Below are 16,396 nucleotides of genomic sequence, written 5' to 3'. Positions count from 1 at the left end.
GTACAGCGCCCACCCGCGGGCCAAGCCGTGGGTGGGTTCAACGTTGGGATGACGAGGGTTTACACCTTGCCGGGGAGATATGCCTTCAAGTAGGTCACTGAGAAACTCGCACCGGGGTAATCAAGCTTCAACCTAGGAAGCACCATTCCGCCACACGACCGGCAGGTGTCCATCAGCGTAAATACTTGGATATGCCTGATCGTCGTACCCTCCATGTCCTCTTTGACGATCGTGGCAATCAGACGCTCTGAATCCACATAGCGCAGATAGTCCCTGATGATTACATTGTCGGTGCTCCTGACCACCGGAAGGCTGGTGAATTGTGGGTCTGGCGCACGACCGCTCATGCGCGCACGGGCATCACGGTAAGTAACACCTTTGATAACGTGCTCCGTGCTGTCCGCAACATCCAGTTTCAACTTGAGCGGCTTCGCCTTCTCGCCGCCCGACAACGCGTAATAGACAAAGCGTTCGTCCGCCTCGGTCTCAATGATCATATACGCCAGATTGGCGCCACTGATCTGACGTGAAATCTTATTGGCCGTGGCGGGGAGTACGAGCGTCTCCAGCTCCAGTGGCAGCCACTTTTTACTGCCTTGTACCGGCAGCAAATTGTTAAGGACTTCCATTGCGTGCTGCTGCTCGGACAGCGTCCGTTCTCCGATTAACTTGAAATCGGGAATACTCTCTTTTGCCAAGGCAACAAACTCTTTCTGTACGGCTTCCGCCGCTAAAATATTGGGCGCACTGTTCAGAAACGTATTGGGTTGACTCTCTCTACTGCACCATTGCACATAATCATCATAGGAACTGCCTTGCATGGCTTTCGGGATTTTCCATTTAAACTCTTCCGACTGCGCAACCAGGTCGTAGAACAAACGCGCGATATTGTTTTGGTCACGAAACGCTAAAGGCCGATCGGCAACTATTCGGTACTGCTCTGACAATCGTGCGAACTCGTTGAACGCTTCTTTATCCGCCAGCTCAACCCGCGAAAACTGCAGTTCCTTGACTGACGGATCACTGTCGGGACGTGCTCTATAAACAACCCCGGTGTCTGCCTCGACGTAAATCCAATCGACACCATCAACCTTAGTCCGAATGCCTCGTAACGTCCGCGAGTCTTCAATGCCAGTGGCAATGCCTCCAAGTTCTATGACAGGCAAATGGGCAGCGTTCTGTGCGACTTGAACCTCCTCCAGATCGGACGGAAGTCCAAGCATCCTGTCGCTGGAAAAAGTGCCCTTGACCTGCTGACGATAAATGGGTGCATCAGGCAACGCATAAATAAGCTTCTCTTCTGCCGTGACCGCGACCAGCGTCTTCTGTCCTGCGGACCCCGACGGGAGCAATGCACCGGCTGACGCCACGTCGTTATCCCACTTCACTATTTTGCCTTCATGAACCAACACATCGATGCCGCCTGATGCACTGCTGGTCGACGGCCTCTGTCCAGGAAATTGATCCATTTTGAATTCACGGGCCTTGTACGCCACGCTCGAGAAGCGACCCGGCGGCGTTACGGAGGCAGACACTGGTTGAACAGGCGGTGTAACGAGCTTTAGAGCGCTATCGCAAGGGACGGGGACGAGGCCGCGACGTGGCCGGCACAGGTTTTCCAGCGCTTGCAGAAGGTGAGTTTCATCAGAGAGTTTCTCGACTGACAGCTTACGCAACGCTGGAACTGCGACCTCGCTGTTTAGTTGATAGACGTGCTCATCGACGAGAACGTCGAACACTCCGTTTTTCCTTTCGCTGAACGACACGCTACGGGATTCGCTAATCGCCACCTCGAAACGACCTTCCTCAATGAGGGTTGCGGGTACAACAGAGGGGGCGCGGCTGAGTCCAGCCCCCAACCCGTCCGTCAACGTCACCAACTCGACGGACGTGGTGGCCTTGATGTCTGAGATGAGTATCAACTTAGGCCCGAAGGGCTTTTCAGAATAAGGGTCCAGTAGTTGGAACTCTGGGGCCTCATGTGTGCCAACGTTGCGCACCGTCACGTTTGTAACGCCATCGACGACCGCCCATGTGTCCTGACGCTCAGCGACGGGCTGCCAGCTGTCGGCAAGGCTGTCGGGGATTCGATACTTGCCTTCGTTGATCACGGCTGCGGTAGCCGAGACGGCTTCGTGCGACAACATTTTTTCCAGCGATGGCACTTGCTCAAGTAGTTTGGCCCACGCCAGTTTTGACAGGCTAAACGCGAGTAACGGCACATCGCGCACCATCACTAACGCGCTTTGTTCCGCCAGCCCGGCGAGTAATCGTCCGAGGGCGGTGCCCATTTGTTCGGTCATCGACAGCACGGTGATTTCGCCCGCCCGCAGGATAATTCGCACCGTCGAACCGACAAACTGACCTAATGGCACCAACGCAAAGATGACGTCAAGCACGCAGCCGCTGATCACCCCGGTAGAGGTGTTGCCTGCGCTCAGGTCTTTGACGCACCCGTAAAAGGGAATGGCAAAACGCGCTATACCGTCGGCTATCGCCTTTTGCGCAGCCCAGATTTTCTCCCACTCGGTCTGATGAAGATGCTCGCGCTTCAAGGTCTCAATCGAGCTGGCGCGCAAATGTTCAGCGGCAAGCGCCGCCAGGCTACTCAGCATTTTTGGGTCGCTGGCGCCAGGCATGAAGACCAGACTCGGTGACGGCACCAGCGTTGCCTGAAGCGGATGATTAAACTGGCTCGCCGAGCGTGAAACCGACCCCTTCAGGTAGGCGTCACTGTCGAACGGCAACAACGGTGTGACGAGCGCTTTAGCGATTTTTTCTGCATTGCGTCGCTGCTTTTCGACGGTTTCGACGATGTTACCGCTGAGTCCTTGGTCGAGCTCAACGTGGTAGTTGAAGCGTTGAGCAACCTGGCGAGCAACCCCGGCAGCCGGAATCAGCTCGAAAAACGTTTCGTTGGTCACCGTATGGCTGTGAAAGTCATGACGATGGTCGCCAGACTGGCAGCGTATGAAAACGCCCTGAGCGCCCTCCTCCGAGTCGAACTTGATTCGACTCACCTCGCAGGTCGACGTCGCCAGCAACGCCGTATCGGAGGTCGGCATTTCGGCCAGCAAACGCTTGATGATGGCGCTCTCAGCACTCGTCAGCGCTTGATGAAAAACATCGAATGCCTGCTCATACGCCTGAGAAACCGTAGGTTTATCCCGCGTATAAAACTCCCCCATGACCATCAGCTCAACCAGGGTGGGTCGGTGAGCAGGCGCTTGAGGCGCGCCGACATCCTCTAGGCTGCCGGGTGTGGCAATCATTGCGTCCCAGCTATAAGAGGACGAGACCGACAGGCCCATACTGTCCAGAAACTGCCGCACGGCGTGCCCATACGGTGGCACGTTCCAGTAGCTTTCCGGCACATTGGCCTCGGACAGCTGCTGTTGCGCAATCAACAGGCGATCAGGGGTTTTAAGGGAGAGCAGACGGTTCAGCTCTTGCGCGTGTAGTTCCTGCTGCGCGCTGAGGTACTGCAACGCCTGGGTGATTTGGGCGGCAGTCGCTGTGCGAATGTCATCGTCACCCGACCATTCAATGGCGCCATGGGCTATCGCGTAACGCAATGCCGGCAGCACCCGCGTCTTTGCCCACAGGGCATGCATAGCGGGGTTATCAGACTGGCCCATGTCTGCAGTCACACCGACTATATCGTCGAATCCATTGCTTTGCGCCCTTCCCGGCGCGAGCGCTTCAAGCAAGGCGACTCCCTGAAGGAACGACACACTTTGCAATGAACGGCCGTAGTGGAGGTGGTCAGGAACCCCTTCCACCAGAAGCTCCGGCGCCCATTCGCGGAGCAGCAAGTATTCGAGCATGGCATCTGAGCTTGGCGATGCACCTGGATTATGCACGCTGATTTTTTTGCGCAGGTGCTCGACTAATTTGTTATGGCTGTATTCAGCCACTCGCTTACTGTGAATAAACGTTTCGACGGATTCGGGATTTGCGTCCGTTGTGCCCAGAAAGGACTCGACGATGGCGCGACCCGCCAATGCCTGGGTGATACGTGGCGATGGTTGTTCGTTTTCGTTTGCGCCGTACCAGGCCATGCTGGCGAGCATGGGAGAGAACATCGCCTTGAACTGGGCCGTTTGCATCAGGGCCCGCCAAGTTTCGCGGGCCGATAAACGCAGTACGCGCGCCGCGCCCTTGGGCTCACACAACACATCAATACCGAGTTGCTGGAACAGGTCATTCACATCCCGCGCGGTGCTCCAAGTGCTCAATGGCGGGACACTCCTGGTCAACACCCGAAAGTCAGGCAGCGACGCGACTAATGGCAGATCAGGATGCTCCAGTGGCAGCATCAGGGATGATGCCCTCAGGGCCAGTTCAGGCGCGAGTTCGGGATGTTTCAGACAAAGCGCGGTCGCCACCGACAGTGCTCGCATTCCTGGCGCACGTCTTGCGTTCTCCAGCGCCAGATCCAGCCAGGGTTCATTGTCAGGATTGAAAACATAGACGGCGATTTTGCGGAAAAACTCACGCCGCGTTGCTGCGGACATGGGCGTTGATAAATCGATCGGCAACGCTATCGCTTCAGCGTCCAGGGTGGGAATCGAACGCAGGTAGTGCTCAATCGACACCCACGTCGCAGCTGAATCAAGCTGCTCAGTCAGCGACAGCAGCAGTACATCATCCTCGTAATCTCCGTGGCTTGGCAGCAGCGAGGCGACAACGCTAGCGAAGACACTGTGGGACTCGTCCTCCACACTGTTTTCTTCTGAAAATTCATGATCGGCAACGGCCAGCCCGTTATACAGCGCGCTCGCCGAGCTCAACGTAAGCCACTCGACGATAGGCATGCTCCGCTCGCCACGTTTGAACTGAACCATCCAGCACCGTAGATCCTCGGGGATAGACGTGAGTAATCCACCCAGCTCGGAATATTTATCAGCGCCCAGAACAATCGCTCCATCCCAGAACGCCGTGTAGCCGTGGACATAAAACTCAAACTGAGCGTTGGCCTCTGGCGTGATGAGTATCGACTCGTCGAGCCAGGCAATACGGGCGAAGAATTGATGGACCATCAACGGCGTAACCGTGCCTTCGGGACAGTTCAGCACAGTCGCGACCAATGTTCGGGTCAGAGCGCTTTGATAGAGCCTTGATAATTTCGACTCCAGCGTGGCATCCGGGCTTGCCAGACTGTCGGTCAAGAACCTGATGTCGTCACCCAGCAGATGCCCGAGCACCAATCTGACTGTTTTAAAATGAGCATTGGCTTCGACAGGAGCAGCCTCTGGACTGTCCTGTTCGGGTAATGAATACACGTTGCTGTCAGCCTCATGATCGAGAGTGAAAACAATTTTGCGCAGTAAACGAGCAGTGCTGATCGTTTTTATGTCCAGCGTTTCAGGTACAGAAGAGAGCATTGAATAGTTTCCACGGCCTTGGTTTTTGAAAGTCGCCAAGCGACTTGAAAAACTAAATACACAAAGGCCCCTCAATGTAAGGCGGAAAACCAGACTCCAATCGCGGGCAAAGTCCTACTGGGTTGTAGGGTACGGATGAACGTTAGCCCCCCATGAAAAACGCGGGCGCTTTGCGTAAACAGTGACGGCACAGGAACCGGGGAGCGTTATCAATCGTGCGACGGCGCGGACGCACGGGAACGTAAGCCGTCGGGCGCCCTCTCAGTTAGTGAGAACACTCACGGCAGGAGGCATCATGAAAGTCGCGATAAGCCCTGAAGACCTGACAAGCACCGACCTTCGACTCTTTAACGAAGTCTGGCTGGCCTCGCCACCTGCACCGCTCAGCGTGGAGAGCACGGTCGAGGAGTTGTGCCTGTGGCGGGATGAACAACTGCTCACCCACGACATGCTCAGCGAGGGCACCCATGGGCAAAATGTCACACGAATCTGGCTGATCATCGAAGACGTCAATGACCGCACTTGCGTCTATCAAGCCGAAAAACAGGTCAAACAGCGATTGACTGAACAAGGCATGCAAGGCGAGTTCTACCCCGCCGAGCAGGTAGATACGCATGGCGCCACCTAAGCCCGCTCAATTGTCGAGCAGGGCCTGATCAGCTTCGCTTGAAGGTGCCTCGAAGCGACCTGCCCACTCGCCTAGCTGGCTCAAGCGGATGTCCAACTCGTTGAGCAAACGCGCGGTCGTCTCGCGAACTTCACGGCCATTGAACACGCCGGGCTCCTTGGTATAGAGCTTATAACGCTGATTAATCTCGGCGGGGCCCAGTACCTTCCACATGGCCTTGGCAGTGTGATTCACCAGCGCCACCAGCGTGCCGTTGGGGCTGTCGTCAGCGTTGCAGAAGATCAGCGAAATAGCCTGACCCTCACGCATCGGGATGTTGCTGTCGAACAGATAGATCGGCTTTTCGACTCCGTCCGGCAGCCGGACCCAGAGCTCACGGGCCGTGTTAGTGGTGGTGTTGACGAAGGAATGGCTGGTTACGTTCATGCTCACGGAGCCCGTACCCTGCCAAAGAAAGTCGCCGCCATGGGCACTGAGCGAATGGCTGGCAGACACCCTCACGTCTGCACGCTTGTCCGACGCAAGCACCTCGCCGGTGATGCACATGAAGTTCAGCGAGCGACCGTAGTGGTTGAACTTCTCGTCGATGAACTCCCGTGAACGTGGAGTGAGCGTCATCAAGTACATGGTCCGTACAAACTCTGCATGGGCAACCTTGTCGCTCCGGGCTTTCTCTTGCAGCACCGCGCGCTGAACCTTGGCTTCTTCCAAAGCCCTGAGCGCCTGCGCTTTGATGACAGGTGATTTCTCTTGGGCATAAGCACTGGCTTTAGAGGACGCCTGCTTGATCACGGGAGCAGCCTTGTCAGCCATTTCAACAGCGGCTTTCTTGCCTTTTTCCATCAGCTCGGACGTGCGTGCGAGCAAATCGGGAGAGGCCTTGTTGATTTTGCTTTTGATTTTGTCCAGGAAACTACTCACGTACGTACGCTCTCTTTCCATTGAATGGGCCGATGTTATGGCAAATGGCCTGTAACGAATAGCAGCGATCAGTGCGCGCTCGTCCCCTCGCTTTCAACGCCCCTCAATCCCCAACTGCTTGCACATCTTTTTGGTTATTCGCTGACGATTCTTGTACCCCGCCCACGGGTCCGTTTTCAGGCTGTCGAGACGCTCGTGGAGGTTACCGACATTCCATTGCTGGGCAGATTTCAGGTCTGCGAGTTCGTCGCGGCCAATGGGGACGGAAACGGGCAGTCCCGGTCTGGCGCGGGCTGAATAGGCGGTGACGGTGCTGCCGCCACGGGTGTTGCGCAGGTAGTCGATGAAGATTTTTCCGACGCGGTTTTTCGGGCCCATGGTGGCGGTGAAACGTTCGGGCAATTGCTGGGTGATAAATTGCGCGATGGCTTTGGCGAAGGTTTTGACGGTGCCCCAATCCGCCTGACGGGCGAGCGGCACAATGATATGCATGCCCTTGCCGCCGCTGGTTTTAAGGAAGGCTTGCAAACCCAGTTCGTCGAGCACAGTCAGGGTCAGTTGGGTCGCCTCGACCATGCTGCGCCATGGCAGTGCGGGGTCCGGGTCGAGGTCCAGAATGAGCCGGTCCGGGGTTTCAATCTTGTCGCTGGTCGCGCCCCAGGTGTGAAATTCGATAGCGCCCATTTGTACTGAACCCACCAGCGCCTGCACCGTATCGATTTCCATCAGCCGTGCATGACCGGGGTCAAGGCCGGCCGCCAGTTGTTTGATATCGGGAATCGCCAATTGCTCGGCATGCTTCTGGAAGAACTGTTCACCGCTAACACCTTCCGGGCAACGCAGCAGCGCCACGGGGCGATGATTCAGATGCGGCAACAGCCAGTCGGCGATGGCTTCGTAGAAGTGCGCCAACTCTATTTTCAGGGTGCCGCTGTCGCTGTCGATTACCCGATCCGGATGGCTGATGCCTACCCCAGCGACACTGATTTTGCCTTGGGTTTTTCTTTTGTCCATGTCAGGCGTGGCCTTGGCCTTGCAGGTTTTGGGTTTAGCGTTTATATCCTTCGCCGGGAGCGGATGCTCGCGGACCACGTCACCCGCTGGCTTGTCGCTACGCAGGGCGATAAATGCCGCCTGACGCAAAACACCTTCACGGGTCCATTCGGCGAACTCGGCTTCGCAGACCAGTTCCGGTTCGATCCAATGCACACCTTTCGCTTGATCAGCGCCCAGCTTTTTCGCCAGTGGCGACGACTCACGCTCCAGTTTGCTCATGCGCTGGTGCAGTTGCGTCAGGGTTGCCTGATTGAAGCCAGTGCCCACTCGGCCGGCGTACACCCACCCCGGTTGCTCTCCCTCTTCGTTGACGGCCAGCAACAGTGCGCCAAAACCACTGCGACTGCCTTGCGGTGAGGTGTAGCCGACGATCACGAACTCCTGACGCAAACGACACTTGAGTTTGATCCAGTCCGGGCTGCGTTTGGACACGTAAGGGCTGCCAACACGTTTACCGGTCACGCCCTCCAGCGACATGGCGCACGCGCTTTCGACGATATCGCGGTGGTTCGCGGTGAACCCATCGGAGAATCGCAACAAGCGACTGCGCTGCTTGTCGAGCACCTTCTTCAATGCTGCGCGACGCTCTTGCACGGGCGTCTCGCGCAGGTCCTGGCCATTGAGATACGGTGCGTCGAACAGGAAATAAACGACATCTTTACTGCGACCGATGTCGAAGGCGTTCTGCAAGGCCTGAAAGTCCGGCAATCCCTTGTCGTTGAGCATCACCATCTCGCCGTCGAGCCAGCTGTCTTTCAGGTTCATGGCGGCCAGGGCCTTGGCTTGCAGTGGTAATCGCTCGGTCCAGTCGTTGCCGTTGCGGCTGAGCAGGCACACCTGTCCAGCGCTGAAATGGGTCAGGATCCGGTAGCCGTCGAATTTGATTTCATACAGCCATTCGCCACTGGGCGGTCTATCGACCAGCGTTGCCAACTGCGGCGCCAGCTTGTCGGGGACGTGGGAGGACGTTTTGGCCTTTTTGGTTTTCTTCGCAGTGCGTGTCTCGCCCACGGTCGTGCCGCTGATCACGCTCTTCGGTAGTGCCTCGACGATGTCGTACTCCTCGGCAGGTCGCGCGACCTCATCCTTTTCCTTGATCAGCAACCACTGTTCCTTGTCACCACTGCCTTTGAGGTGAGTGCGAACCAGTGCCCATTCGCCCGTCAATTTTTCACCGATCAGGGTGAATTTGAGTTTGCCTTCCTTGTAGGTCGCCCGCGGATCGCCGTGGGGCTGCCAGATGCCGTGGTCCCAGACAATCACATCCCCGGCCCCGTACTGACCTTCGGGAATGCTGCCTTCGAAGCTCGCATAACCGAGCGGGTGATCCTCGACATGCACGGCCAGGCGCTTGTTTTTCGGGTCCAGACTCGGCCCCTTGGGCACCGCCCAACTCTTCAAGGTGCCGTCCAGTTCCAGGCGAAAATCGTAATGCAGGTTGCGCGCATCGTGCTTGTGCACCACAAAACTCAATGCCTTGGCCCCGCGCTGGGTCTGCTTTCGATCAGCAAGCTCCGACGGCTCGGAAGTGATGTCGAAATTGCGTTTGCGGGCGTACTCACTCAATGGCTTGGCCATGATCGATTACCTTGCGCTGGATCGGAGCGGGTGAAGATTTGCTTAAAGAGACTTCAAGAGGCTTTGCTGGTTTTCTTTCGGGAAGGTGCCCGTCGTTTGGCCGGGCTTTTGCTGCCCAGGCTGCGCTTGAGCAACTCGGTGAGGTCAATGACATCGGCGCTTTTGCGTTCCGGTTCGCCGACACTGGTTTCGACATCCTCGATTTTGCCTTCTCGTGCCTTGGTCTCGACCAGTTGCATGATCTTTTCTTCGAAGGTGTCACGGTACTCATCGGGCTGCCAATCGACGCTCATGTCCTTGACCAGCCGCCGCGCCATGTCGCGCTCGCTTTTGCTCAACGTCGCCTCGGTCACCGCGTCGGTCAACTCCAGGGTATCCAGGCTGCGCACTTCGGCCGGCCAGCGCAGAATCACCAGCACCATTGCAGAATCCAGCGGCATCACCGCCGCCAGGTGCTGACGGGTGTGCAGTACCACATTGGCCAGGGCGACTTTTCGGGTATCGACCAGGGTTTCGCGCAGCAACGCATAAACCTTCTCCCCGTGCTTGTCGGGGGCCAGGAAGTATGGGGTGTCGATGTTCTGCAAGGGGATCCGGTCACTGTCGACAAAGCCAAAAATCTCGATGGTCTGAGTCGATTTGGGGTGGGCGGAGCGAATCTCTTCTTCGCTGAGGACCACGTAACGGCCCTTTTCGTACTGCACGCCCTTGACGATATTTTCCTGGGTCATTTCCTTGCCGGTGACCTTGTTGATCCGCTTGTAACCGACCGGGTCCATAGTGCGCTTGTCGAGCCAATCGAAATCGACTCCCCCAGAAGACGTCGCCGACACCAGCGCGACCGGGATATGCACCAGCCCGAAACTGATCGCGCCCTTCCAGATTGCTCGTGCCATCACCTGACTCCCTGCGCTGTCGTGTTCTAGAAATGACAGGAGCGTCGAGACAAAGTTTCGGGGAGGCGACGGACGCGGAACAGCAAAAGGAAACACCCGCCGGAGCGGGCTTGCAGTTCAAGCCTTGTGAGGCGCTGCTTTGTCAGCAGGTTTAAATGTCACGCGGCATAAACGCGCCGGGGTCTAGATGGAAACGTGCCGCCAGTCGGGCAACCATCTCGATGGTCAACTTCCGTTGACCACTCAAAATTCGCGACACCACCGTTTTGTCCCCGATCTCGGGAATATCTGCGCCGGTAAGCTTATTTTGAAGCATCAGTGCTTTGATCAGATCGATATCGGTGAGGGCAGCAATGCGCGCGTTGAACGCCGCGAATTGAGGCGCATTATTTTCATAACGCTCAAGGGTGTCGCAAAGCGTATCGAGCAGCGTTTGCTCGACGGCATCCAGGGCCTGTCCATCCGTCAACTCATCGACCACAGTCAGCGCTTTTTGATAGTCGATGTCGGAGTCAACGTGGTGGGTGAAGTGAGCGCCCATGCGATCCATGTCCAGCCGAAGCGCCTCCATTCGCTGAGCAAGTTCGCGAATAGCAACGTTATCAACGATGCGTTCAGCTAATACGGCATTCATGGTCTGCCCCCTGTTTTATGCGCTTGATACCACTTGTTGGCTTTCGTGTACTCGGCATGCGTGTAGATGTGTTTGACGAACACCAGATGCTTGTCAAAATCGATGGCTACCATCAGCCGCAAATTATTCCCGCCTATGTCGATGACATACCAGCCGGCCCGATGAGTGAAGCGGTCCAGCGTGTTAAACGTTTGCTTCAACTCAGATGAAGCCAGCGCTACAGATGCGCTGAGCAACCGATAGGTTGCGTTCAGGTTTGCAGCATCGTTAGGGTAACGCCTGGCAGCCTCGTCAAATGCAGCGGGACGCGTAGTTGCAAGCCTGCTCTTATCAAACAGAAGATAACTCATTGAAAAATAAAATATAAATGTCATTATATTTTCAGCAAAACGTAGATTTGTAGGAGCTGCCGAAGGCTGCGATCGCCCCGGGGTCGCGTCCGACGGAACCGGTCGCTTTCTTGAGACCGCTGAAGGTCGTGTCGACCTTATCGCAGCCTTCGGCAGCTCCTACAGGGACCGAGTTTGCTGCGCGACAGCGCAGCGTCGGAGATGCGGCGAGGCCTCCCACAAGCAGGCTTGCCTGCGAAAGGGATGGGCATCAATGCCCCGTCTTGTCCAACGTCCGCAGCTTCGCCGGCAAAGCCCAAAGCAGCAGCCCGGCGGCAATCAGGCTGGCGATGCCGATCACGTACAGCGCGGGGGTGGTGCTGCCGGTCAGGTCCTTGATTCGGCCGACCATGATCGGGCTGACGATACCGCCGAACTGCCCAAGGGTGTTGATCACCGCAATCCCGCCCGCTGCACCTGCGCCAGCACCGGCCAGCAGTTTTGGCGGCAGGGCCCAGAACGCCGGGATCGAGGCGACGATGCCTGCACCCAGCAAACTCAGGGAGATGATCAGAAACAACGTATGCTCAGCGAATATCCCGGCGCTAAAGAAGCCGATCGCTCCCAGCACCACCAGACCGGCCACGTATTTGCGCCGTTCGCCGCTGGCATCGGACATCCGCCCGACTACGACCATGCTGATGGCGCCGCAGATATACGGGATAGCCGTAAGCAAACCGATGATCACCGGGCTTTCAGTGCCGGCGCTGCGAATCAACTGCGGTGCCCAGAAGTTGAGGCCGTAGGACGCCACTTGAATCAAGAAATAAATCAGCCCGAGCATCAAGAAGCCCGGCAGCTTCAATGCCGCCAGCAAGGAGCCGCCACCTTTGTGGGGTTCGTGGTGGGCGACGCGGCTGGCCAAATAGGTCTTTTCCTGGCCCGTCAGCCACTGCGCATCGGCGATTTTATCCTTGAGCACCACCAGCACCAACAGGCCCAGCAGCACACAGGGCAAACCGCCCAGCAGGAACAGCCAGTGCCAGCCGCGCATGTTCATCACGCCATCGAGATGACCGAGGACCAGGCCCGAGAGCGGCGCGCCAACCAGGCCGGCGAAGGCCGAGGCCAGGAACAGCATTGAGGTGATCCGCCCACGATAGTGCTGCGGGAACCACAGCGTCAGGTAATACAGCACGCCCGGTGCGAAGCCTGCTTCCATTGCGCCAATGATGAAGCGCAAACCGTAGAACTGCCATTCGGTATTGACGAAAACCATCAACGCCGTCGCCACACCCCAGGACATCATGATCCGGGCGATCCAGCGCCGTGCGCCGACCTTGTACAGCATCATGTTGCTGGGCACTTCGAACAGCACGTAACCGACCACGAACAGCCCCGCGCCGAGACCATAAGCGGTATCGCTCAGGCTCAGGTCAGTCTGTAGCTGGAATTTGGCGAAGCTGATGTTGATGCGGTCGAAGAAGGCGAACAGATAGCAGACCATGATCAACGGCATCAGGCGCCAGGCGACTTTACTGATCAGGGCCTTTTCCGCGCTCACGATCTCGGCAGGGCTGCTGTCCGCGTTCAGAACAGAGAGTGTCATTTCATTTTCTCCAGACGGACTTCCCGTGGGTGTCCGATTGTTTTTGTTGTCTGGTCCGGGGGCATGTGCCCCCTTGGTCACGCTAAAGGTGAAACAGGTTCAAACGGGCATATTCTCCGGTGCACGATGCAGGTCGCAGTTGCGCCCGGCCTTGGCCACCTGACCGGGCATTTCATGGCCCAACAGCGCAGGCAGACGGCGAGACATCTCCAGTAAATGAGGCAAATTAATGCCGGTGTGAATACCCATTTCCTCGCACATATTCACGAGGTCTTCGGTGCAGATGTTGCCGGAGGCGCCAGGGGCGAACGGGCAACCACCCAGCCCCCCAAGGGAGGCATCGAAGCGGCGTGCGCCGGCCTCGTAGGCAGCCAACACATTGCTCAGGCCCAGGCCTCGGGTGTTGTGGAAGTGCAGCGTCAACTTTGACGCCGGAACCCGTGTCAGCACACGCTGTACCAGACGATAGACCTGACGTGGATTGGCCATGCCCGTCGTGTCGGCCAGGCTGATGCCCTGCATGCCCAACTCCAGATAGGCATCGACAATCTGCATCACCCGGTCTTCGCTGATCACGCCTTCGAAGGGGCAGCCGAAGGTGGTGGCGATGGAGGCATTCAGGCCCAGCGACGTGCCGCGCGCCAGTGCCACCACATCGGCAAATGCCGTAAGCGATTGTTCGCAGCGCATACGCATGTTTGCCAAGTTATGGGTCTGGCTGGCGGACATCACCAGGTTCAGCTCATCGGCACCCGCACTGAGGGCGCGCTGCGCACCTTTGAGGTTGGGCACCAGCGCAACGTACGTCACGCCGGGCCGACGCTGGATGCCAAGGAACACCTCCTCACCGTCGCGCAACGCTGGAATGGCCTTGGGCGAAACAAAGGAACCGGCTTCGATACGGGAAAAACCAGCCAGTGACAGTTGATCGATCAAGGCGATCTTGTCGGCAGTTTCTACCCACGTGGGTTCGATTTGCAGGCCGTCTCGCGGCGCGACTTCCTGGACAATCAGGCTGTCGGAATAGTCAGTAATCATTGGACCACCCCATCGTGTTTGAGTCGGGCGATATCCTGCTCGGTCATGCCCAGTTCGCTGAGTACGCTGGCCGTGTGCTGGCCCAGGCTCGGCCCCTGCCAATTGATTGAGCCGGGTGTCTCGGAAAGTTTGGGCACGATGCCTGGCATCTTCACGGCAGCGCCGTCCGGCAACTCGGCGTCGAGAATCATGTTGCGTGCCTGATAGTGTGGGTCGGCGACGATGTCCGCCACTGAGTAGATGCGCCCGGCCGGCACTTCAGCCGTTTCCAGGGCCTGCAACACGGTGTCGATGGGCTGGCTCAAGGTCCAGACGCTGATCGCTTCATCGAGCATCGCGCTCTGCAGCGCCCGACCATCGTTGTGCGCCAACTCGGGGTTTTCGCCCAGGTCGGGGCGGCCGATAACCTGCATCAGACGCTTGTAAATCGGGTCGCTATTGCCCGCGATCACTACGTAGGCGCCGTCGGCAGTCGGGTAGGTATTAGAAGGTGCGATGCCCGGCAAGGCGCCGCCGCTACGCTCACGTATGTGGCCCTGCATGGCGTATTCCGGCACCAGACTTTCCATGACGTTGAACACGCTTTCGACCAGTGACACATCGACAATCTGCCCATCGCCCTGCCCGGTCTTCACCCGCAGCAACGACATCAGCGCGCCCATCACCGCGTGCATCGATGCCAGCGAATCACCCAGGCTGACGCCGACCCGCGCTGGCGGTGAGCCAGGAGTGCCGGTGGTGTAACGGATGCCACCCATGGCCTCGCCGATGGCGCCAAAACCGGAACGGTCACGGTAGGGGCCGGTCTGGCCGTAGCCGGAGATGCGCACTAGGGTCAGCTTGGGGTTCAGCGCATGCAGAACGTCCCAACCCAGACCCAGTTTTTCCAGCGCGCCGGGGCGCAAGTTCTCGATCAGCACGTCGGTGCTTTCAGCGAGCTGCTTGACGATGGCGATGCCTTCGGGAGATTTGAGATTCAGTGCGAGGGATTTCTTGTTGCGTGATTGCAGGTACCACCACAGGGAGGTGCCCTCGTGGAGTTTTCGCCATTTACGAAGAGGATCGCCCTGCCCCATCGATTCGATCTTGATCACTTCAGCGCCGAACTCCGCCATCAGGCGCGCAGCGAAGGGCGCCGCGATCAGTGTGCCGATCTCGATAACGCGGATTCCACTCAGGGGACCAGTCATCTTCAGTACCTCATATTTTTTTATTGGAATGTAAGCCCTGGAACGTGAGCCAAGGCTAGAGGACCCGGCACAGAACAATCCAACCTTCTGTTGGCAAGCGGCGTTCGCGAAACGCGAAGGCTTGAGGCGGCGTGTCTAGCTCGCGGGATTTTCCAGGCAGCGCAAGTGTTCGAACAGCAAACGGCTGACCGGCGACAACGACGCCTGGTCGCGAGTTACCAGCAGCAAGGTGCGTTCGGACCAATCATCGCTCAATGCCACCGCCGTCAACCCCAGCGAGCGACCGAACAGTTCATACGCCTTTTGCGGCAGGATGCCGATGCCCATATTGGCCTGCACCATCCGGCACACTGCGTCGAAACCCGGAACGTGAATCCGCAGGCGCACTATCCGCCCGCAGGCACGGGCCGCTGCGTGGGTGCGCATGTTGATCGAACTGGCCGCATGCAAGCCGACATAGTCATAGTCCAGGGTATCGGCGAAGGCCACCTGATCACGATCAGCCAAGGGATGGTCGCTGCGCATCACGACCACCAGTTTGTCCTTGCGATAAGGCACGCTGAACAGGCGTTGGGTGTCGGTGTCCATCGAACAAATCCCAATGTCCGCCACGCCATCAACGATGCCCTGCACCACACCGTTGCTGGGGCGTTCTTCGAGGTCGATTTTCACTTGTTCATGGTTGGAGACGAAGTCGTGCAGGTCTTCCGGCAAAAACTGAATGATCGCAGACAGGTTCGCCAGCATCCGCACATAACCGCGTACACCCTGAATGTGTTCGCCCAGTTCCAGGCCGATTTTTTCCACATCGAACAGCATCCGCCGCGCATGGTGCAGCAGCGTTTCCCCCGCTGCGGTCAACGCCATGCCTTTAGCATTACGCACGAACAGGCCAATGCCCAGCGCATCCTCCAGTTCCATCAAACGCTTACTGGCTGCCGACACCGCAATCGCCTCCCGCGCAGCCGCCCGAGTCAATGTGCCCTCTTCGTGCACGGCGACAAACAGTTGCAGGGTGATCAGGTCGAGACGACGGGTGAGGTTTTTGTGGCGCATGGGGTGCGGATCTCGGCTTCGCGATGAGGCCGAGGATATCCGTAAATCAGCTACCGAGGTTTAAAACCCCACAC

The 16,396-nt window shown here is 57.7% G+C and carries 10 protein-coding genes and 2 pseudogenes; 1 reads left to right on the top strand and 11 read right to left on the bottom strand.

Going from position 1 to position 16,396, the window contains the following annotated elements; genetic code table 11:
* Positions 1–59: 59 nt before the first annotated feature.
* Positions 60–5,426 (bottom strand): deaminase domain-containing protein, encoded by a 5,367-nt coding sequence (locus tag AC1ME2_RS22005; protein WP_480436757.1) that lies wholly within the window; start codon positions 5,424–5,426, stop codon positions 60–62.
* Positions 5,427–5,682: 256 nt separating this feature from the next.
* Here AC1ME2_RS22005 and AC1ME2_RS22000 point away from each other — a divergent pair, with 256 nt between their 5' ends.
* The gene (locus AC1ME2_RS22000; RefSeq protein ID WP_480436756.1) at positions 5,683–6,015 is read left to right on the top strand and encodes a hypothetical protein; all 333 of its coding nucleotides are present in this window, start codon (positions 5,683–5,685) and stop codon (positions 6,013–6,015) included.
* A 6-nt stretch (positions 6,016–6,021) separates the two neighbouring features.
* Here AC1ME2_RS22000 and AC1ME2_RS21995 read toward each other — a convergent pair whose 3' ends face one another.
* The 10 genes and pseudogenes from AC1ME2_RS21995 to AC1ME2_RS21950 form a co-directional block, all read right to left on the bottom strand.
* Positions 6,022–6,936 carry a hypothetical protein gene (locus AC1ME2_RS21995; RefSeq protein ID WP_480436754.1) on the bottom strand — a complete coding sequence of 305 codons (915 nt, stop codon included), beginning with the start codon at positions 6,934–6,936 and terminating at the stop codon, positions 6,022–6,024.
* A gap of 93 nt (positions 6,937–7,029) precedes the next feature.
* Positions 7,030–8,940 (bottom strand): annotated as a pseudogene (ligD, locus tag AC1ME2_RS21990) (DNA ligase D); the annotation flags it as partial.
* Between the two features lie 62 nt (positions 8,941–9,002).
* A pseudogene (locus AC1ME2_RS21985) lies at positions 9,003–9,570 on the bottom strand (DNA polymerase ligase N-terminal domain-containing protein); the annotation flags it as partial.
* 53 nt (positions 9,571–9,623) lie between these two features.
* Positions 9,624–10,466, bottom strand: a complete 843-nt coding sequence (gene ku, locus AC1ME2_RS21980; RefSeq protein ID WP_480436752.1) for a non-homologous end joining protein Ku — start codon at positions 10,464–10,466, stop codon at positions 9,624–9,626.
* A 151-nt stretch (positions 10,467–10,617) separates the two neighbouring features.
* Positions 10,618–11,100 carry a helix-turn-helix domain-containing protein gene (locus tag AC1ME2_RS21975; RefSeq protein ID WP_480436750.1) on the bottom strand — a complete coding sequence of 161 codons (483 nt, stop codon included), beginning with the start codon at positions 11,098–11,100 and terminating at the stop codon, positions 10,618–10,620.
* On the bottom strand, positions 11,097–11,474 hold the full coding sequence (locus tag AC1ME2_RS21970; protein ID WP_480436748.1) for a type II toxin-antitoxin system HigB family toxin: 378 nt from the start codon (positions 11,472–11,474) through the stop codon (positions 11,097–11,099). The genes AC1ME2_RS21975 and AC1ME2_RS21970 overlap by 4 nt, the downstream gene beginning before the upstream one ends.
* 226 nt (positions 11,475–11,700) lie before the next feature.
* Positions 11,701–13,038, bottom strand: a complete 1,338-nt coding sequence (locus AC1ME2_RS21965) for an MFS transporter (protein ID WP_480436747.1) — start codon at positions 13,036–13,038, stop codon at positions 11,701–11,703.
* 99 nt (positions 13,039–13,137) lie between these two features.
* Positions 13,138–14,076: a hydroxymethylglutaryl-CoA lyase gene (locus AC1ME2_RS21960; protein WP_480436746.1), complete on the bottom strand. Its 939-nt coding sequence runs from the start codon at positions 14,074–14,076 to the stop codon at positions 13,138–13,140.
* Positions 14,073–15,266 carry a CaiB/BaiF CoA transferase family protein gene (locus tag AC1ME2_RS21955; protein ID WP_480436745.1) on the bottom strand — a complete coding sequence of 398 codons (1,194 nt, stop codon included), beginning with the start codon at positions 15,264–15,266 and terminating at the stop codon, positions 14,073–14,075. Before AC1ME2_RS21955 ends, AC1ME2_RS21960 begins: the two co-directional genes overlap by 4 nt.
* 135 nt (positions 15,267–15,401) lie before the next feature.
* Positions 15,402–16,322, bottom strand: coding sequence for a LysR family transcriptional regulator (locus tag AC1ME2_RS21950; RefSeq protein ID WP_480436742.1), 921 nt, complete (start codon positions 16,320–16,322; stop codon positions 15,402–15,404).
* Positions 16,323–16,396 lie beyond the last annotated feature (74 nt).

The sequence above is a fragment of the Pseudomonas sp. ASL9 genome, from assembly GCF_056680335.1.
Note: the sequence above shows the minus strand (reverse complement) of the source record. Positions and strands in the feature narration are given on the sequence as shown.